The organism is Amycolatopsis sp. NPDC005003 (assembly GCF_053600695.1).
Window position 1 is genome coordinate 185242 of sequence record NZ_JBSGAI010000014.1, and the last position, 19487, is coordinate 204728.

General features: G+C 73.7%; 13 protein-coding genes and 1 riboswitch. Of the genes, 2 read left to right on the forward strand and 11 right to left on the reverse strand.

Annotated features, from left to right (window positions below; genetic code table 11):
• Positions 1 to 88: 88 nt before the first annotated feature.
• Complete coding sequence (locus ACWED2_RS18785) at positions 89 to 679, forward strand: class F sortase (RefSeq protein ID WP_449691756.1); 591 nt, start codon at positions 89 to 91, stop codon at positions 677 to 679.
• A 59-nt stretch (positions 680 to 738) separates the two neighbouring features.
• Here ACWED2_RS18785 and ACWED2_RS18790 read toward each other — a convergent pair whose 3' ends face one another.
• The 3 genes from ACWED2_RS18790 to ACWED2_RS18800 all read right to left on the reverse strand — a co-directional run bounded on the left by ACWED2_RS18790 (position 739) and on the right by ACWED2_RS18800 (position 9696).
• Positions 739 to 1779 (reverse strand): LLM class F420-dependent oxidoreductase, encoded by a 1041-nt coding sequence (locus tag ACWED2_RS18790; RefSeq protein WP_449691757.1) that lies wholly within the window; start codon positions 1777 to 1779, stop codon positions 739 to 741.
• 82 nt (positions 1780 to 1861) lie between these two features.
• Entirely contained in the window at positions 1862 to 3076 is a 1215-nt protein-coding gene (gene fahA / locus ACWED2_RS18795) for a fumarylacetoacetase (RefSeq protein WP_449691758.1), read from the reverse strand.
• On the reverse strand, positions 3073 to 9696 hold the full coding sequence (locus tag ACWED2_RS18800; protein ID WP_449691759.1) for a DUF885 domain-containing protein: 6624 nt from the start codon (positions 9694 to 9696) through the stop codon (positions 3073 to 3075). The genes fahA and ACWED2_RS18800 overlap by 4 nt, the downstream gene beginning before the upstream one ends.
• Before the next feature lie 134 nt (positions 9697 to 9830).
• Between ACWED2_RS18800 and ACWED2_RS18805 the strand changes: the two genes are divergently transcribed.
• Entirely contained in the window at positions 9831 to 10916 is a 1086-nt protein-coding gene (locus ACWED2_RS18805; protein ID WP_449691760.1) for an AsnC family protein, read from the forward strand.
• A gap of 86 nt (positions 10917 to 11002) precedes the next feature.
• Here the strand turns inward: ACWED2_RS18805 and ACWED2_RS18810 are convergent, their stop codons facing one another.
• The 8 genes from ACWED2_RS18810 to ACWED2_RS18845 all read right to left on the reverse strand — a co-directional run bounded on the left by ACWED2_RS18810 (position 11003) and on the right by ACWED2_RS18845 (position 19365).
• Positions 11003 to 11935, reverse strand: coding sequence for an RluA family pseudouridine synthase (locus tag ACWED2_RS18810; protein ID WP_449691761.1), 933 nt, complete (start codon positions 11933 to 11935; stop codon positions 11003 to 11005).
• Complete coding sequence (gene lspA / locus ACWED2_RS18815; protein ID WP_449691762.1) at positions 11932 to 12597, reverse strand: signal peptidase II; 666 nt, start codon at positions 12595 to 12597, stop codon at positions 11932 to 11934. The genes ACWED2_RS18810 and lspA overlap by 4 nt, the downstream gene beginning before the upstream one ends.
• Before the next feature lie 23 nt (positions 12598 to 12620).
• Positions 12621 to 13229 (reverse strand): hypothetical protein, encoded by a 609-nt coding sequence (locus ACWED2_RS18820; RefSeq protein ID WP_449691763.1) that lies wholly within the window; start codon positions 13227 to 13229, stop codon positions 12621 to 12623.
• A 4-nt stretch (positions 13230 to 13233) separates the two neighbouring features.
• On the reverse strand, positions 13234 to 13833 hold the full coding sequence (locus ACWED2_RS18825; protein ID WP_449691764.1) for a hypothetical protein: 600 nt from the start codon (positions 13831 to 13833) through the stop codon (positions 13234 to 13236).
• Positions 13834 to 13849: 16 nt separating this feature from the next.
• Positions 13850 to 15175, reverse strand: coding sequence for an aminotransferase class V-fold PLP-dependent enzyme (locus tag ACWED2_RS18830; protein ID WP_449691765.1), 1326 nt, complete (start codon positions 15173 to 15175; stop codon positions 13850 to 13852).
• A 39-nt stretch (positions 15176 to 15214) separates the two neighbouring features.
• Positions 15215 to 15329, reverse strand: a riboswitch (SAM riboswitch).
• A gap of 78 nt (positions 15330 to 15407) precedes the next feature.
• Positions 15408 to 16886 (reverse strand): potassium/proton antiporter, encoded by a 1479-nt coding sequence (locus ACWED2_RS18835; RefSeq protein WP_449691766.1) that lies wholly within the window; start codon positions 16884 to 16886, stop codon positions 15408 to 15410.
• 96 nt (positions 16887 to 16982) lie between these two features.
• Positions 16983 to 17675, reverse strand: coding sequence for an ArsR/SmtB family transcription factor (locus tag ACWED2_RS18840; RefSeq protein ID WP_449691767.1), 693 nt, complete (start codon positions 17673 to 17675; stop codon positions 16983 to 16985).
• A 64-nt stretch (positions 17676 to 17739) separates the two neighbouring features.
• Positions 17740 to 19365 carry a penicillin-binding transpeptidase domain-containing protein gene (locus tag ACWED2_RS18845; RefSeq protein WP_449691768.1) on the reverse strand — a complete coding sequence of 542 codons (1626 nt, stop codon included), beginning with the start codon at positions 19363 to 19365 and terminating at the stop codon, positions 17740 to 17742.
• Positions 19366 to 19487: the final 122 nt, after the last annotated feature.

The window sequence follows — 19487 nt, forward strand, 5'->3', positions numbered from 1 at the left end:
CGCGAGGCCACCGGACACGATTCGGTAACGCCCGCCGGCCTGACGCGATTAATCGGACATCGAAACCGGCGTGGAGCAGGGGAAAGAGATGCAACGGCCCGAGCGGGGAGCGGAGCTCGTGCGGCCGGCCGCCGTCGTGCTCGCGGTCGTGGCCGGGCTCGGCTGCGTCCTGCTCGCGGTGACGTCGGTGCTGGCCCCGGCGCCCGCGATCGCCCCGGCCGCGGACGGGCCCCCGGCCGCCGGCGCCCCACCGGTGGCGCTGCTGATCCCGGGGTTCGGGTTGACGGTGGAGCACCTGACCGCACTCGGGCACGTCGGCGGCCGCCGCGAGCAGCCGGGGACGGCGCTGGGCGTGGGCTGGTTCGCCGACGGGCCGGTGCCGGGCGCGCCGGGGGTGGCGGTGCTGTCCGGGCACGCCAGCTTCGGCTACCTGGCCGGCGCGTTCGCCCGCTTGGCCCGGCTCGAGCCGGGCGCGGCGGTGGTGGTCCGCGACGCGCGGGGCCGGGAGTCCCGGTTCACGGTCCGCCGGACGGTGTCGTTTCCGGCGGACGCGCCCGACAGCGCGCTGGTGGCCCCGGAAGGACCGGGCCCGGAGCTGCGCCTGATCACCAGCGATGGGACGTACGACAGCGCGGGGCCGGCTGCCGCGCGGGTCGCCGTCTACGCGTCTCCGGCCTGACGCGCGAGGTCGCGAACGACTCGTCCGGGACCCCGGACGAGTCGTTCGCGGTGCCGCGCTCAGCCGATCAGCTCGCGCAGCTGCGACACCGCCGCCACGCGCCCCTCGCGGCCGGGCAGCAGCGGGTTGACCACCAGCGTCGTCGCGCCCGCTTCGGCGAAGGCCGCCACGCGTTCCTTCACGTACCCCGCCGGGCCGACCAGCGAAATCGCGCGCAGCAGCTCGAGCGGGACCGCCGCGGCCGCCTCCTCCTTCTTGCCGTCCAGGTACAGGTCCTGGATCAGCTTCGCCTCGGCCTCGTAGCCGTAGCGGCAGGCCAGGTCGTTGTAGAAGTTCTTCCCTCGCGCGCCCATGCCGCCCACGTAGAGGGCCAGCATCGGCCGCACGTGGTCCAGCAGCGGCTCGACGTCGTCGCCGATGGCCAGGGCCACCGTCACGAACGTGTCCAGCTCGCCGAGCGCCGGGTCGCGCTTGGCCTTGCCTTCGGCCAGGGACGCGCCCCAGACGTCGGCGGCCTTTTCCGGGTGGAAGAAGATCGGCTGCCAGCCTTCGGCGATCTCGGCCGTCAGCGCGACGTTCTTCGGCCCGAGCGAGGCCAGCAGCACCGGGATCCGCTCCCGCACCGGGTGGTTGATCAGCTTGAGCGGCTTGCCGAGCCCGGTGCCCTGCTCCGGCGGCAGCGGGATCGTGTAGTGCTTGCCCTCGTGCACCACGCGCTCGCGGCGCCACACCTGCCGGCAGACGTCGACGATCTCCCGCGTGCGGGCCAGCGGCGCGTCGTACTTCACGCCGTGGAAGCCCTCGATGACCTGCGGGCCGGACGCCCCGAGCCCGAGGATGAAGCGCCCGTCGGAGACGAAGTCGAGGCCGGCCGCGGTCATCGCGGTCAGCGTCGGCGTGCGGGTGTAGATCTGGAAGATGCCGGACGCCAGCTGGACGCGCTCGGTCTTCGCGGCGAGGTAGCCGAGCTGGCTGACCGCGTCGAACGAGTACGCCTCCGGCACGAAGACGACATCGAGGCCGGCTTTCTCCAGTTCGACGACGTCGGCGACGCTTTCGGCGAAGCCTCCGGAGTAGCTGATCCCGGTCCCGATCTTCATGGGCGTCCTTCCGTGGTGAGCGAGCGCTTAGTCGCTGGTCATTATGCGCGCTACCCGGCCCGGGCCGGTATGGGTACCGCCACTATCCACCCGCGACCACCGTCCCCCGCACGTCGCCGAAGCCGATGCGGGTGCCGCGCGGGCCCGGGGCCGTCGCGCTGATCACCACCTCGTCGCCGTCTTCGAGGAATGTGCGCGTGACGCCGCCCGGCAGCTCCAGGGGCTCCTGGCCGCCCCAGGACAGCTCCAGGAACGAACCTCGCTGGTTGCGGTCCGGGCCGGTCACCGTGCCCGAGGCGAACAGGTCGCCGGTGCGCAGGCTCGCGCCGTTGACCGTCATGTGCGCCAGCTGCTGCGGGGCCGTCCAGTACTGGGTCGCGAACGGCGGGCTCGACACCAGGTGGCCGTTGAGGCGGACCTCCAGCGTCAGGTCCAGCCCCCACTTCTCCGGCGTCCGGAGGTACTCGAACGGCTCCGGGTCCTGTGGCGGGCCGTCGACGCGCGCGTGCTCCAGCGCGGCCAGCGGGACGATCCACGGCGACACCGACGTCGCGAACGACTTGCCGAGGAACGGGCCCAGCGGCTGGTACTCCCAGGCCTGGATGTCGCGCGCCGACCAGTCGTTGACCAGGCAGACGCCGAACACGTGGTCCGCGAAGTCCGCTGTGGACACCGGTGTGCCCACAGTGGACGGAGTGCCGACGACGAACCCGACCTCCGCCTCGATGTCCAGCCGCTGCGACGGGCCGAACGACGGGGCGTCGGCGTTGCGGGGCTTGCGCTGCCCGTGCGGCCGGACGACCGGTGTGCCGGACGCGACGACCGTGCCCGCCCGGCCGTGGTACCCGATCGGCAGGTGCTTCCAGTTGGGCGGGAGCTCGGTCGCGTCCGGGCGGAAGATCTTGCCGGCGTTGAGGGCGTGGTGCTCGCTGGAGTAGAAGTCGACGTAGTCGGCGACCTCGAACGCGAGGTGCGTGGTGACCTCGGCCAGCGGGTGCAGGTGCGCCCGGAGCTGATCGGCGTAGCGGGTTTCGGTCAGCCATCCGGTGACGCTCTCGCGGACTTCGCGCCAGGTGGCCGGCCCGGCGGCGAGCAGCGGGTTGAGCACCCCGGAGGTGAGCAGCGGCGCGAACGCGGCCGCCGTCCCGGCGGCCGCGGCGGTCAGGTCGAGCACCTGGTCGCCGACGGGGACGCCGACCCGCCGTTCGGGCGCCCCGCCGACGGAGAACACGCCGTACGGCAGGTTGTCCAGGCCGAACGGCGTCTCGTCGGCGAGCTCGAGCCAGGTCACGGTCACTCCTCGTTCCGGGCGGCCCGCGCCGCCACCCAATCGGCCACCACGTCCGCCAGTACCGGCAACGGCAGGGTGCCGCTGCCCAGCACCGTGTCGTGGAACTCGCGGATGTCGAACGCCTCGCCCAGCGCCTGCTCGGCGTCGGAGCGCAACCGCTCGATCTCCAGGCGGCCCACCATGTAGCCGAGCGCCTGCCCCGGGAGGCCCGCGTACCGGTCGACCTCCGCCTCGATCTCGATCCGGGCCATCGGCGTGTGCTCGACCATGAAGTCGACCGCCTGCTGCCGGCTCCAGCCCAGCGCGTGCAGGCCCGTGTCGACCACCAGCCGGGCCGCGCGCATCGAATCCTGCGTCAGGAGGCCGAGCCGCGCCGTGCCGTCCGAGTACAGCCCCATCTCGTCCGCGAGGCGCTCGGCGTACAGGCCCCAGCCCTCGGCGAAGGCGTTGAACATGGCGATCCGGCGCAGCAGCGGAACCCCGGTCACCTGCTGGGCGAGCGTCAGCTGGAAGTGGTGCCCCGGCACCGCCTCGTGGAAGGCGACGGACTCGCTCAGCGTCCGCTGCCGCTGGTCCGCCTCGTGCGTGTTCGCGTAGTACGTGCCCGGCCGGGCACCGTCGAGCGACGGCTCGATGTAGTAGGCGATCGAGCCGCCCGCGGCCTCCGTGGCGGGCACCGGGGCGACCTGGCACCGCTGCTCCGGCAACCGCGAGAACCACTGGGGCGCCACGGCTTCCGCGCGGGCGATCGCCGCGCGGGCGGACTCCAGCAGCTCTTCGCCGTCGCGCCAGCGCAGGGCCGGGTCCGTGCGGATCCGCTCGAAGATCTCCGCGAGCTCGGTGGTGCCGAACAGCTCGGCACCCAGCTCCCGGTACTCCCCCGCCAGCCGCTCGATGATCGCCAGGCCGGTCTCGTGCAGGTCCTGCGGCGTGCGCTCGGTGGTCGTCTCGGCCCGGATCAGCGCCGCGTAGCGCTCCGGCCCGCCCGGCAGGGCACCGATCCCCGGCGACGTCTCGGGCCGGGCCACCGGGACGACCTCGCCGGCCAGGAAGTCCCGGTACCGCCGGTAGGCCGGCCGGACCACTTCGGCCAGCAACCGGTCGCGCTCGGCTTCGAGGCCCCGGACCGGCACCTTCAGCGGGTCGTTCTCCGGGTCGGCGAGGTACCGCTCGACGTAGCCGACGCCGGCGCGCGCCAGGAACGCCGGCGGCACCAGCCCCTCCGCGAGCGCGGCCCGCTGCCGCTCGATCACCTGGTCCAGGTACGTGCCGACGGCGGCGAGCCGGCTCAGGTAGCCGCGCACCTTGGCGTCGTCGTCGAGGATCGTCTGCGGCAGCTCGGTGAGGAGCCTGAGGGCCGGTGCGTCCAGGCCGTCGCTCACCGCGATGTCGGCCCGGCCGGAGTCGAGCACGTCGATCTGGGTGCGGGCCTGCCAGATCACGACGTCCCGGGTGACCCGCCCGGCCGGCGTCAGCGCCGCCGCGTCGATCGCCTCGGCGCGCGCGATGATCCCGGTGAGCCCGGCGCGGAACCGGGCGGCGGCTCCGGCGGTCTGGTCGGCGAGCTTGTCGTGCGTGCCCGGCAGGCCGTACACCGACGGGAACAGCGGCTGCGCCTCGAACATCAGCTCCAGGCACTCGTCCGCGAGCTTCTCGGGCGTGTCGCGGCGCCGGGCGACCCACTCGGCGACCACAGTGGACAGCACCGGCAGCGGCAGCGTGCCACTGCCCAGCACGACGTCGTGGAACTCGCGGACGTCGAACGCCGCACCCAGCGCCTGCTCGGCCTCGGCGCGCAGCCGCTGGATCTCCAGCCGCCCCACCATGTAGCCCAGCGCCTGCCCCGGGTCGGCGGTGTACCGGTCGATCTCCGCCTCGATTTCCAGCCGCGCCATCGGCGTGTGCTCGACGAGGTAGTCGACCGCCTGCTGCCGGCTCCAGCCCAGTGCGTGCAGGCCGGTGTCGACCACCAGCCGGCCCGCCCGCATCGAATCCTGGGTCAGCATGCCCAGCCGCGCCACGTCGTCGGAGTACAGGCCCATCTCGTCGGCCAGCCGCTCGGCGTAGAGCCCCCAGCCCTCGCCGTAGGCGTTGACGTGCAGGATCCGGCGCAGCAACGGCAGCTCGGTGAGGCCTTGGGCGAGGCACAGCTGGAAGTGGTGCCCCGGCACGGCTTCGTGGAACGCGATCGCCTCACTGGCGAACCGCGGCCGCTTCTCCGCCTCGTGGGTGTTCGCGTAATACGTCCCCGGCCGCGTCCCGTCGAGCGACGGCCGCAGGTAGTACGCGATCGTGCCGCTCGCCGCGTCGGCCGCCGGCACCGGCGCGACCTGGCACCGCTGCTCCGGCACCCGGGAGAACCACTGCGCGGCCACGGCTTCCGCGCGAGCGATGGCGTCCCGGGCTCCCGCCAGCAGCTCCTCGCCGTCGCGCCAGCGCAACGCCGGGTCGGTCCGGACCCGGTCGAAGATCTCCCCGAGGTCGGTGGTGCCGAACAGCTTTCCGCCCAGCGCGCGGTACTCGTCGGCGAGCTTGCCGATCAGCGCCAGCCCGGTGTCGTGCAGCTCCTGGGCCGTGCGCTCGGTGGTCGTTTCGACGCGGATCAGCGCGGCGTACCGCTCCTGACCGCCCGGCAGGGCCCCGATGCCCGGTGACGTCTCGGGCCGCGCCAGCGGCGCGAGCTCGTCGGCCAGGAAAGCGCGGTAGCGCCCGTACGCGGGCCGGACGACCTCGGCGAGCAAACGATCGCGTTCGGCCTCGAAACCGTCGAGCGCATACCGCGGTGTCACCCGCAGCGGGTCGCTCTCGGGCGCGCCGAGGTAGCGGTCGACGTACTCGATGCCCACGCGCACCAGGAAGTCCGGCGGCACCCGCCCTTCGGCCGCCGCGGCGCGCTGCCGATCGATCAGGGAGTCGAGGTAGCCGCCCATGCCCGCGAGCCGGCTCAGGTAGCCGCGGACCTTCGGCTCGTCGTCCAGCAGCGTCTGCGGCAGGTAGAGCAGCAGCTTGAGCGCGGGCGCGCCGAGCCCGTCACTGACCGAGATGTCGTCGCGGCCGGAGTCGATCTCGTCGATGGCGGACTTCGCCTGGGAGAGCACGACATCCCGGGTGACGCGCTCGTCGGCGGGCAACCCGGCGGGGTCGAGCGCCTCGGCCCGCGCGGCGATCGCGGCGTAACCCGCGCGGAGCCGGGCTTCGGCCGCCGCGCTCGGATCGGGCAGCCGGGCGTGATCGCCGGGCAGGCCGTACAGCGACGGGTACAGCGGCTGCCGTTCGAAGTCCAGCGCGAGCAGGTCGTCGGCCAGCCGGCCGGGTGTGTCGCGCCGCTCGGCCACCCAGTCCGTGACCACCTTCGCCAGCGCGGACAGCGGCAGCATGCCGTGGCCCAGCACCACTTCGTGGAACCCGCGGATGTCGAACCGCTCGCCGAGCGCCCGCTCGGCCTCGGCCCGCAGCCGCTGGATCTCCAGCCGCCCCACCATGTAGCCCAGCGCCTGCCCCGGCCAGCCGATGTACCGGTCGATCTCCGCCTCGATCTCCAGCCGCGCCATCGGCGTGTTTTCGACCAGGAAGTCGATCGCCTGCTGCCGGCTCCAGCCCAGCGCGTGCAGGCCGGTGTCGACGACGAGCCGGCCGGCCCGCATCGAATCCTGCGTGAGCATGCCCAGCCGCGAGACGTCGTCGGAGTACAGGCCCATCTCGTCCGCGAGCCGCTCGGCGTAGAGGCCCCAGCCCTCGGCGTAGGCGTTGAACATGCCGATCCGCCGCAGCAGCGGCAGGTCCCGCAGTTCCTGGGCCAGGCTGAGCTGGAAGTGGTGCCCCGGCACGGCTTCGTGGAACGCGATCGCCTCGCTGGTGAACCGCGGCCGCTTCTCCGCTTCGTGGGTGTTCGCGTAGTACGTGCCCGGGCGCGTCCCGTCGAGCGACGGCTGGAGGTAGTACGCGATGGTGCCGCTCGCCGCGTCGGCTTCCGGCACCGGGGCCACCTCGCACTTCTCCGCCGGGATGCGCGAAAACCACCGGGGCGCGACGGCTTCGGCGCGGGCGATGGCGTCCCGGGCTCCCGCCAGCAGCTCCTCGCCGTCGCGCCAGCGCAACGCCGGATCGGTGCGCAGGCGCTCGAAGATCGCGGCGAGCTCGGTGGTGCCGAACACCTTCGCGCCCAGCTCGCGGTACTCCTCGGCGAGCTTTTCGATCAGCGCCAGCCCGGTCTCGTGCAGCTCCTGCGCCGTGCGCTCGGTGGTCGTCTCCGCGCGGATCAGCGCGGCGTAGCGCTCGGCGCCGCCCGGCACGTGGGAGATGCCCGGCGCGGTGTCCGGCCGCCCGGCCGGCTCGACCTCCGCGCGCAGGAACTCCCGGTACCGCGCGTACGCCGGGTGGACGACCTCGGCGAGCAGCCTGTCCCGCTCGGCTTCGAAGCCCTCGACGGCCGCGGTCGTGCCCACCTTCAGCGGGTCGCTTTCGGGCGCGCCGAGGTAGCGGTCGATGTACTCGATGCCGACGCGGGCCAGGTACGCCGGTGGCACCAGGCCTTCGGCCAGGCTCGCGCGCTGCCGCTCGGTCAGGTCGGCGAGGAACGGCTCGATCGCGGCGAGCCGGGCCAGGTAGCCGCGCGCCTTCTTTTCGTCGTCCAGCCGGTAGTACGGCAGGTACATCAGCAGCCCGAGAGCGGGCGCGGTGAGCCCGTCGCTGACCGCGAGGTCGGCGGACCGCGCACCGAGCCGATCGGCCTCCACCTCGGCGGAAGCGATCACGACCTCGCGGGTGACGGCTTCCTCCGGCGTCAGGCCGTCGGTGGCCAGTGCCCGCGCACGAGCCGCGAGGGCCGTGTACGCCTCGCGATAGCGCTCCTGCGCCGCCCGGGTCTGGTCGGCGAGCCGGTCGTGGTCGCCCGGCAGGCCGAGGACCGACGGGTTCAGCGGCTCCTGCTCGAAGGACAGTTCGACGAGCTCGCTCGCCAGGCCGTCGACGGTGTCGCCGTGCCCGGCCACCCACTCGTCGACGACGGAGGCCAGCACCGACAGCGGCAGCGGGCCGCCGGCCAGCACGAGGTCGTGGAACGCGCGGACGTCGAACCGCGAGCCGAGCCGCTGCGCGGCGCGGGCGCGGGCCCGCTGGATCTCCCGCCGCCCCACCAGGTACCCGAGCGCCTGGCCCGGCCAGGCGATGTAGCGGTCGACCTCGGACTCGATCTCCGCGCGCGCCTCGGGCGTGTGCTCGAGCAGGTAGTCGACGGCCTGCTGACGGCTCCACCCGAGCGCGTGCAACCCGGTGTCGACGACCAGCCTGCCCGCCCGCAGCGAGTCGCCGGCCAGCATGCCGAGCCGGGCGACGTCGTCGGAGTAGAGGCCCATTTCGTCGGCGAGCCGCTCGCTGTAGAGCCCCCAGCCCTCGATGTAGGCGTTGAACATGCCGATGCGGCGCAGCAGCGGCAGCTCGGTGCGGCCCTGCGCGATGCTGAGCTGGAAGTGGTGGCCCGGCACGGCTTCGTGGAACGCGGTCGTTTCGGCCATGTGCCGCAACCGCTCGGTGGCCTCGTGGGTGTTCGCGAAGTAGATGCCCGGCCGCGAGCCGTCGGCGGCCGGGCGCAGGTAGTACGCCGCGGGCGCGCCGGGCGCGACCTCCGCCGGCACGGCTTCGACCGTGCACTGCTGCTCGGGGATCCGGCCGAACCACTTCGGGGCTTCCGCGGCCGCCCGGGCGACGGCCGTGCGGGCGGTCTCCAGCAGCTCCTCCGCGCTGCGCCAGCGCAGCGCCGGGTCGGTGCGCAGGCGCGTGAAGATCTCGGCCAGGTCGTCGGTGCCGTACACCCGCTGCCCCAGCTCGCGGTACTCGGCGGCGAGCGCCTCGATGGTGTCGAGGCCGATCCGGTGCAGCTCCTCCGGGGTGAGCCCGGTGGTCGTGTGCATCCGCGCCAGCCGGGTGTAGGTCTCCGCGCCGCCCGGCAGCCACGACACGCCGGGCCGGTCCGCGGGCCGCCCGTGCGGCTTCACCTCGGTGACCAGGAACTCGCGGTACTCGGCGAAGGCCGGCCGGACGACGTCGGCGAGCAGTTCCTCCCGCCGCCGCCCGAACTCCTCGTCCGGGGCGGGCTGGCGGCGCAGCGGGTCGGCGTCCGGCTCGGCGAGGTAGCGGTCGAGGTGCGCGACCGCGGCGTCGACCAGGTGGGCCACCGGGAGCAGGCCGTCTTCGATCCCCTGTGCGTGCCGCCGCGCCGCCTGGCGCAGGTACTCCGGGATCGCGGCCAGCCGGCCGAGCTGCGCCTCCGCGGCCGCACCCGGCGTCACCGTCGTCATCGGCAGGACCATCAGCAGCCCCGCCGCCGGCCCGACGGACAGATCGGTGACGGTGAACTCGGCCATCCGGCTGTCGATCGAGGCGATGCGGTTCTCGGCCGTGGTGATCAGCACCTCGCGGGTGACCCGGTCCTCCGCGTCTTCGGCCGCCAGCGCGCGGGCCCGCTCGAGGAAGTCCGCCAGCCGCGCCCGGAACGCCCTCTCGGCTTCCGCGGACAGGTCCGGCAGGCCCGGCTCCGCCGGGCGGACACCCAGCAGCGCGGGCGTCAGCGGATCGGCGGCGAACAGCGCTTCGACGAACTCGTCGGCGAGTTCGGTGACCGCGGTCATGGCAGGACCCCCAGCTTCGGCTGATGTGCTTCACAGCCGACCCTAACGGAGATCACCGACAGAAACGCCGGGCCGTTCGCCCGCGGCGGACGGCCTGCGGCGCCGCGGATCGGCCAGGCGGTAGCGTTCCCCGGGTGGCCGTGACCGATCCCGTGGATACCCGCCTGCTCGCCGCGCTCGCCGACCTCGGCAAGGCGGCGGTGCACGAGCTGGCGGCCAAGGTCGGCATGGATCCCCGCGAGGTCGCCTACCGGCTGGTCGCCCTCTCCGGCAGCGGGCTGCCCCTGCTCGTCGGCGTCGAAAGCGACCCGAACGGCCTGCGCGCGGCCATCGCCGGCGCCCCGCCGTCGTGGGCGAACCGGCCGCCACAGCCGACCCAGCCGACGCAGCCGCCGCCGTTCCCGCCGCCTTCGCAGCCCGTGCCGCAGCAGCCGCCGCAGCCCGGCCCGCCGATGCCCCCGCCGGTCCAGGGCACCCCTTCAGGGCCGTACAACGTCCAGGGCGCCCCGTCCGGGCCGTACACCGTGCAGGGCGCACCCTCGGGGCCCTACAACGTCCAGGGCACGCCCTCGGGGCCCCACCAGGTCCAGGGCACGCCGTCCGGGCCGCACCACGTCCAAGGCACCCCGTCCGCCCGCTACCCGGGACCGCCGCCCCAGCAGCAGCCACCGCGGCCGCCGCGGCCGTTCACGCCGCCGCCCGTGCCGCTCGACCCGGCGGTGAGCACGTGGGGCGTGCCGCAGACGGCGTCGTGGGCCCGCGGCGACGAACCCGCCCGGCCGAGCGGGCCCGCCGCCGGCAAGCAAGGCAGGCTCGGCGAAGTCCTGGAGACCCAGGGCCTGGAGGGCGAGCAGCTGTCGGTGCAGCTGCTGGAGGTCCAGGACCCGGCCGACTACCTGTTCAGCGCGGCCGGGTACCGCCTGGAAGAGGGCGAACGCGCGGTGGTGGTGCACACCGAGATCACCAACCGCGGGGCGATCCCGTTCGCCTCGCTGCCGGACAACTACCTCGAGCTGCTCGCCGCCGACGGCCAGGCGATCGGCAAGGCACCGGTGTCGCTGACGTCCCGGCCGCCGCACAAGATCGGCGTCAAGCCGGGCGAAACGCTGGGCGGCCACACGGTGTACGTCCTGCCCGACGCCACCCGCGTGGTCTCGGTGCGCTGGAGCCCGCGCCCGGAGCCGGACGAGCGCACGCTGACCTGGTCGATCGAGGACTGAGGCTTATTCTGGTCAGCCCGCCGCACCCCGCGCGGAAACCGGCGGCTACCGGCGAAATCATGCGGCGGGCGACGGCTGAACAAGCCTCACTGGTAGCTCTCGTCGCGCAGGATCTCGAGAGCCTTCGCGAGGTCGTCCGGGTACTCGGACTCGAACTCGACCCAGCGGCCGTCCGCGGGGTGGGCGAACGCCAGCGTCTTCGCGTGCAGCCACTGCCGGCTCAGGCCGAGGTGGCGGGCCAGCACCGGGTCGGCGCCGTAGGTCAGGTCGCCGACGCAGGGGTGCCGCAGCGCCGAGAAGTGGACGCGGATCTGGTGCGTCCGCCCGGTTTCCAGCTTGATGTGCGCGAGCGACGCCGCCCGGAACGCCTCGACGACTTCGTAGTGCGTGACGCTCGGACGGCCGCCCTGGACCACCGCGAACTTGTAGTCGTGGCGCGGGTGGCGGTCGATGGGGGCGTCGATCGTGCCGCGCATCGGGTCCGGGTGGCCCTGGACGATCGCGTGGTAGCCCTTGTCGACCGTGCGCTCCTTGAAGGCGCGCTTCAGCACGGTGTACGCGTGCTCGCTCTTGGCCACCACCATCACGCCGGTGGTGCCCGCGTCGAGCCGGTGGACCACGCCCTGGCGCTCGGCCGCCCCCGAGGTCGCGATGCGCAGGCCGGCCGCGGCGAGGCCGCCGACGACGGTCGGGCCGGTCCAGCCCGGGCTGGGGTGCACGGCGACGCCGACCGGCTTCGAGATCACCACGATGTCGTCGTCGTCGTGCAGGATCTGCATGCCTTCGACCGGCTGCGCGACGACCTCGACCGGGTTCGACGGCTCCGGCAGGGTGATCTCCAGCAGGCCGCCGCCGGAGAGGCGGTCGGACTTGCCCGCCGGACGGCCGTCGAGCAGCACGTCCCCGGATTCGGCGAGCTCGGCGACGACCGTGCGGGACAGCCCGAGCAGCTTGGCGAGGCCGGCGTCGACCCGCATCCCGTCGAGCCCGTCGGGCACCGGGAGCATCCGCGAGCTCACGCCTGCTCCTCCTGGGTCTCTTGGCTCTCCTGGGTCGCCTGCTTCTTCTTGTCCTTGGTCGACGTGCCGTCGTAGTCCTTGCCCAGCAGGGACAGCAGCACGATCAGGGCACCGCCGACGCAGATCGCGGAGTCGGCGATGTTGAAGATCGCGAAGCCCTTGCCGTTCGGGGCGAAGGCCGAGATGAAGTCGACGACGTGCCCCTGCAGCCCGCCGGGCGCGCGGAAGATGCGGTCGGTCAGGTTGCCGGTGGCGCCGGCGAGCACCAGGCCGAGGCCGATCGCCCAGCCGATCGAGCGCAGCCGCCGCGACAGCCAGACGATCGCGATGACCACGGCGAGCGCGACGAGGGCGAGCACCCACGTCATCCCGGTGGCCATCGAGAAGGCGGCGCCGGGATTGCGGATCACCTGCAGGTAGATCAGCCCGCCGAGGACCTTGACCGGTTCCTTGCCCTCGAGGTTGGCCACGACCAGGTTCTTCGTCACCAGGTCGATCGCCCAGAACACGACGGCGACCGCGAAGACCCAGCCGACCCGCCGCTTCGGCAGCAGCGGCTTCGCCGGGACCTCCGGGTTCTCGGGCGCGTCCGCGGCCGGATCGGGCACCGCCTCGGCGGGCACGGCGGTGTCGGGTTCGGAGTGGCTGGGCTCGGTGCTCACCCGTCCATTGTCCACGGCGCTGGTCAACCCCCGGCGGGCCCGTCCGGACGCGGGCGCAGGAGCACCGCGAACGCGGCCGCCAACAGCACGCCCGCCGCGGCGAGCGCTCCGGCGACCGGCGGCAGGAACACGGTCGCGACCAGCGCGAACACCCCGGCGACGGCCGCCAGGAACCAGCTGCGCTCACAGCCGGCCAGCAGCAGGAGGCCGACGGTCGCCAGCAGCGCGCCGCGCAGGTCGCCGCCGAGCCGGAACTGGAGCGCGCCGACCAGGTCGAGCAGCGGGACGGCGGCCAGCGCCCCGAGCGTGCCGAGCACGAACCGGCCCGGCCGCCGGGGCCGCAGCTGCCGCCAGTACCAGGCGGCCACGGCGAGCACCACGCAGGCGAGGCCGGCGGGCCAGCCGAGCGTCGCCGACGGCCCGACGTCCACCGCCACGGCCGTGACCGCAGCCCGCTCGCCGCCGGTGCCGCCGACGCCGCCGGTGCCGAGGCCGTGCAGGCCTGGGGACAGCTGGTACCCCGGCGGACCGGCGGCTCCGACGTCGTCCGGGACCAGTTCGGCGGCCACCATCACGAGCAGCGTGAACCCCAGCGCGGCCAGCGGGAACCAAGACCGCCGTGAACTCCCCATCGGGTCAGGGTATCGAGCGCGGGGTGCCCCGCAGCAGGGCGATGAAGGCGGCGCCCAGCAGGATCACCGCCGACGCCAGCATCCCCGCCATGTCCGCCGAGAGCACCACGGCCACCAGGGCGAACGCGGCCGTCGTCAGCAGGACGAACCGGCTGCGTTCGTACGCGGCGAGGGTGAGCAGGCCGAGCGTGGCCAAGAGCGGGCCGCGCAGGCCGTCGCCGAGCCGGAACTGCCAGGAGCCGACCAGGTCGAGCAGCGGGACGGCGAGCAGCGCGGCGATCGCGCCGAGAACGAACCGCACGGTGCGGACGGGCCGCAGGGCGACGGCGTACCAGACAGCCGTGCCGGCGACGACCACGCCGAGCGCGATCAGCCATGCGGTTTCGGCGGGCAAGCCAGCGCCCCAGGCGTGGAGGTCGCCCTGGGACAGGATGTAGCCCCGGCTGTACTCCGTCGCGCCGGGCGGGACCACCGGGCCGAGCAGGAGGTTCGCGGACCGGTCCTCGGCATCGCTGCGGCGCGACAGCAGTTGCGCCGCGGCCGACGCGATCTCGGCGAAGCCCAGCAGTGCCAGCGGAAACCAGTAACGCGGCCCTCTCCCCATCGGCCCAGGCTAGCGCTCAGCAGAAGGGCGGCAGCTCCCGCGGGTCGCCCACCGGGGCCCACCGGCCGTCCACCTTCGCGTACTCCCAGCGGGCGCCGCGGGCGACGATCTGCCGCAGCGCCAGCAGCACGCGGTCGACGTGCTCTTCGGTGCTGCCGAGGCCGAGGCTGACGCGGACCGCCTGCTGCCCGTCGCCGCCGGTGACGCCGATCAGGCGCTTGGCCGCGATGTGGGCGCAGAAGGCGCCGTCGCGGACGCCGATGCCGTACTCGGCGGACAGCACCGCGGCGAGCCAGCCCGGGTCGAAGCCGTCGACGACGAAGCTGACCGTGCCGACCCGGTCGACCGGCGCGTCGAACAGCCGCAGTTCGGCGCAGCCGGGGATGCTCTCGAGGCCCTTGCGCAGCCGGGCGAGCAGGGCCTGCTCGTGCTCGACAACCGCGTCCCAGCTCGCGCTGAGGGTCTCGCACGCGACGCCGAGCGCGTACACGCCAATGGTGTTGGGCGAGCCCGCTTCGTGGCGCTCCGGCCCGGTGTTCCAGACGACGGCGTCTTCGGTGACGAGCTTGGTCGCGCCGCCGCCGGCGAGGTACGGGCGGGCCGCGCGCAGCCAGTCGGCGCGGCCGATCAGCGCGCCCGCGCCGAAGGGGGCGTAGAGCTTGTGGCCGGACAGCGCGACGTAGTCGACGTCCAGGTCCTTGATCGAGATCCGGCGGTGCGGGGCCAGCTGGGCGGCGTCGAGCGCGACGCGGGCGCCGTGTTTCCGCGCCACGGCGGCGATTTCCGCGACCGGGAGCAGTTCACCGGTCACATTGGACGCTCCGGTGACGACGACCAGCCGCGGGCCTTGCGGAGCATCCGCGAGCGCTTCGTCCACAGCGGACACCGCGGCGAGGCGGGTGCGCGGGGTCGGGATCCGCCGGACGTTCGGCCCCTGCCACGGCAGGAGCGCGGCGTGGTGCTCGGTGTCGAAGACGACGACCGTGGTGTGCCGCGGCAGGCTGCGGGCGAGCAGGTTGAAGGAGTCGGTGGTGTTGCGGGTGAAGACGACGGTGTCGGTCCGCCGCGCGTCGACGAAGCGGCGCAGGACGTCGCGGGTGCGTTCGTAGAGCTTGGTGGAGACCTGCGACGCGAAGCCGGCGCCGCGGTGGACGCTGGCGTACCAGGGCAGGAACTCGTCGACCTTCGCGCGGACGGCGTCGAGACACGGGGCGCTCGCGGCGTGGTCGAGGTTGGCGTAACCGATGGTTTCGCCGGTCACCAGCGGCACCCGCAGCGACGCACCGGCGACGGCGGGAACGGCGGGGGCTTCGAGCTGGGTGCGGTCGATGGCGAGAGTCATCGGGGTGCCTCCTCGGCGATCCGGGGGACCCCGGCGAGGGGCCCGCGCTTGCCCGTCGCACGGCGCGACCGGCCCGGTCTTCACCCGGGGCACCCCACCGCGGTAGGAGGGTTGCCGGCCAGCAAGCCGGGGCTTCGCGCTGGCACTCATGACCTGAGCCAGAAGGTAACCGAGAACGCGCCGGGCCGCCAACCCCCGCCTCACATTCTGAGACGGCGGTCACAGAGCGTGCTCAGCGGCCGGACTCGCCCTTCCAGCGAGCGAGGCGGCCGGCCCGGTCGACCGCGCGCAACCGGCGTTCGACGGCGTCGCGGACGGCGCTCGTCGTGACGACCAGCAGCTGGTCGTGCTCCTGCAGCCGGCTGGTCTTCTGCGGGGTGAAGCCCGCGCCCTCGCGCACCACCAGGCTGATCGTCGCCCCGACGGGCAGCCGCAGCTCGGACAGGTACACGCCGTGCAGCTTCGACCCCGGCTGGATCCGGACCTGCAGCAGCTCGGCACCCAGCTCGTCCAGCGGCGCGGAGTCGACCTCGATCTCGTGCGCCTCGGACTTCTTGGCCAGCCCGAGCCGGCGCGCGAGCGGGCCGAGCGTCGCCCCCTGCACCAGCGTCAGCACGATGACCAGCACGAACACCGCGTCGACCAGCCGCTGGGCGCCCGGCAGCCCCTGGGACAGCGGGATCATGGCGAGCACGATCGGCACGGCGCCGCGCAGCCCGGCCCACGACAGGAACGCCTGTTCGCGCCACGGCAGCCGGAACGGCAGCATCGCGAGGAGGACCGACACCGGCCGCGCCAGCAGCAGCACGACGGCGCCGGCGACCAGGCCCGGCACGATCGCGTCGAGCAGGCGGCCCGGTGAGGCGAACAGCCCGAGCAGCACGAACAGGCCGATCTGCGCCAGCCAGCCCAGGCCCTCGGCGAACGACAGCGTGTCCGACCGGTGCGGCAGCCGCGAATTGCCGAGCACCAGCGCGGCGACGTAGGTGGCGAGCAGCCCGGACGCGTGCAGCAGCTGCCCGGACGAGTACGCCACGACGCACACCGCGACCGTGGCCAGCGGGTACAGGCCGGTCGCCGGCAGCGCGGCCCGGCGCAGCGCGAGGCCGCCGAGCCAGCCGAAGGCGAGCCCGATGACCAGGCCCGCCGTCAGCTCGTAGACCACCAGCAGCGGCAGCGTCCAGTCCACAGTGGTGCCTTCGGCCAGCACCACGACGGCGATGTAGGCCGGCGCGTCGTTGATGCCCGACTCGAGTTCGAGCGCGCCGGTGAGCCGTTTGCCGATCCCGGCCGTGCGCAGCACCGAAAACACCGCGGCCGCGTCGGTCGAGGCGAGCACCGCGCCCCACAGCAGCGCCAGCCGCCAGTCGAGGCCGAGCAGCCAGTGCAGGGCCGCGCCGGTGGCCGCGATGCTCACCGCCACGGACACTGTGGACAGTGCGATTCCGCGGCCCAGCGCCGGTTTCACCGCCGACCACCGGGTGGTCAGCCCGCCTTCGGCGAGGATCATGACGAGCGCGGCGAGGCCGAGCGACTGGGTGAGTTCGGGGCTGTCGAACCGGATGCCGAACCCGGCTTCGCCCAGCAGCACGCCGATCCCCAGGTACAGCAGCAGCGAGGGCAGGCCGAGCCGGATCGACACCCGCACGGCGAGCACGGAGGCGAGGAGCACGACGCCGCCGACGCCGAGCAGCACGGGAAGCTGGTCCATGCCCGCCTCCTCCCGAGTGCCGTGGGCCCTCAGAATAGTGAGGCATGGGGGTTAACTCGTTCGTGTACCGCTGCCTGACACCCGACAGCTGGTGTGTTAAAGCGCCGAGACACCACCGAGCGCGTCGAGATCGACACCCAGGGCGGCGAACGGCGCCCCCGCCGCCGGCAGCACCTTGACCGCCCGGTGGCCGTCCCTGGCCACCCAGCCGGCCTCGACCGCCCGGTCGAGCAGCGCCGCCGGCAAGGCCCCGGCGAGGTGGTCGCGGCGCTCCGTCCAATCCAGACAGTCCCGCAGCAGCGGCCGCCGCCCGGCGGCGACCGGCACGCCGAGGTCGGCCAGCACCGCCCGCCCGCGCGGGGTGAGGGCCAGCCCGTCGGCGGTGCCGACCAGACCGGCGGCGAGCATGCCGTCACGCAGGGCGACGCCGAGCTCGCCGGCGAGGTGGTCGTAGCAGGTCCGCGCGAACCCGAGCCGCCGCGCCCGCAGCGACGACTTCAGGCCGGTGACCGGCTGATGTTCGGCGTGCTGGGCCAGGTGTTCGATCAGCTCGGCGACGCGCGGGTCGGCGATCCGGACGTAGCTGGCCCGCCCCTGCTTGACCCGGGCGACGAAGCCGGCCCCGGCCAGCCGGCTGACGTGCTCGCTGGCGGTCGAGAGGGCGATCCCGGCCGCCTTCGCGAGCTCGCCGACGGTCCAGGCCCGCCCGTCGAGCAGCACGAGGCACATGGTGGCCCGGCTCGGGTCGGCGAGCACCGCGGCCACCTCGGCCAGCGCGATCGTCTCCATGCCCCCACGCTACGGCCCGCACCCTTCGGCCCCGCCCGAACCATCGCACCCCGCCGGGGGACGGTCAGAGGGCCTTGAGGAACTTGGCGGCGACCTGGACGGCCGGGCCCGAGTCGTTCGAGTTCTCGAGGACCACCGCGAAGGCCACGTTCTCGCGGTAGCCGACGAACCAGCCGGTGGCCTGCTTGCCGTCGCCGAACTGGGCCGTGCCGGTCTTGCCGAAGACGTTGCCCGCCGCTGCCGCCGCGCGGCCGGTGCCGCTCTGCACCACCGCGCGCATCAGCTTCCGCACCTCGCCGAGCACCGACGCCGGCGGCGGCGAGTAGCCCTTGATCACCGTGGTCTCGAGGTCGTGCCACAGCCGCGGCGTGATCGCCTTGCCGGAGGCGACCGTGGCCGCCATCAGCGTGCCGCCGAGCGCGCTGGCCTGGATGCGGCCCTGGCCGAACCCGTCCTCGACCTGCTCGTCCTTGCTCGCCGCGGGCTCCACCTTGCCCAGCTCGGTCTTGACCCCCGGGATCTCGTAGTCGGCGTTCAGGCCCAGTTCGTCGGCCGCCTTCTTCAGCCCGTCCGCGGGCAGGCCGAGCGCCAGCTGCCCGAAGGTCGTGTTGCAGGACCGCGCGAACGCCGTCTGCAGGTTCGTCGCGCCCAGCTCGAAGCCCTCGTTCTTGACCGTCCGCGTGCCGATGGTCGCGACGCCGGGGCAGTCGACCGGCGCCGTCGCGTTGAGCCCGCTCTGCTGGACCGCCGCCACCGCCGTCGCGATCTTGAACGACGACCCGGGCTCGTACAGGCCGTTGAGCGCCTTCGGCGAGTTCCCGGCGGCGGCGTTCTGCGCGACGGCGAGGATGTCGCCCGAACCCGTGTCGAGGGCGACGAGCATCGCCGACCCCTGGTAACCGTCCACCGCGGCCTGGGCGGCGTTCTGCGCGGTCAGGCTCAGGCTCGACACGAGCGGCTTCGCCTCTTCGGCCGACGCCTTCCCGAACAGCGTCTCGACGCTCTTGCCGCCGCCATCGACACGTTCGACGGCGAAGCCCCCGCCGGCCGCGGCGGTCACCTGTCCGGCGAGCGCCGAGCGCAGCAGCGGGGCCGGGTTGCCGTCGACCGGCCGCACCCCGCCGGGCCCGCTGATGAGCAGGGGCTTGCCGTCGCGGTCGGCGACCGCGGTGGTGTCCTGCACCGCGGTGCTGATCACCAGCCGCTGGCCCGCCTCCAGCTTCGGGTGCAGCAGCGACGGCGCCCAGTGGACCAGCCACTTCCCGCTGTTCTGCGTGAGCTGGAACGGCACGTCGTAGGTCCAGACCTGACCCGGCTTCAGCTTCCACGAGAGGCTGAACGTGCCGCCCGTCTGCTTCCCGCCGGCCGGGGTCGGCTGCAGGACGGTCAGCTTGGCGGTGACCGACGACGGGGTCAGCGCGTTCCGCGTGGCCCGCAACGCCACCGCGGCGGCCGCGTTGTCGTCGGTCAGCCGGGCCGCCGCGTCGGGGTTGTTCTCGGAAACGTCCTGGAGGTACTCGGTGATCGCCGAATTCGGGTCGAGCGCGCCCGGGCTTTGGACCGTGGTCGCGCCGGTGGCGGCCTCCGGCGTCGATCCCCCGCTGTTCAGCAGGAAGAACGCGGCCGCCACGACCACGACGACCAGCAGCGCGCCACCGATCAGGATGCCGCGTCTCTTGCCAGGGCTCATTCCGGTTCCCTCCCCCAAGCCCACCACCGTCGTGGTTGGTGGAGATAGGGTGATACACAAAGAAAAAAAACCACAACACGAGGCAGGGAGACTACAACGAAAGGCGAAAGGCGGAGGGGGAG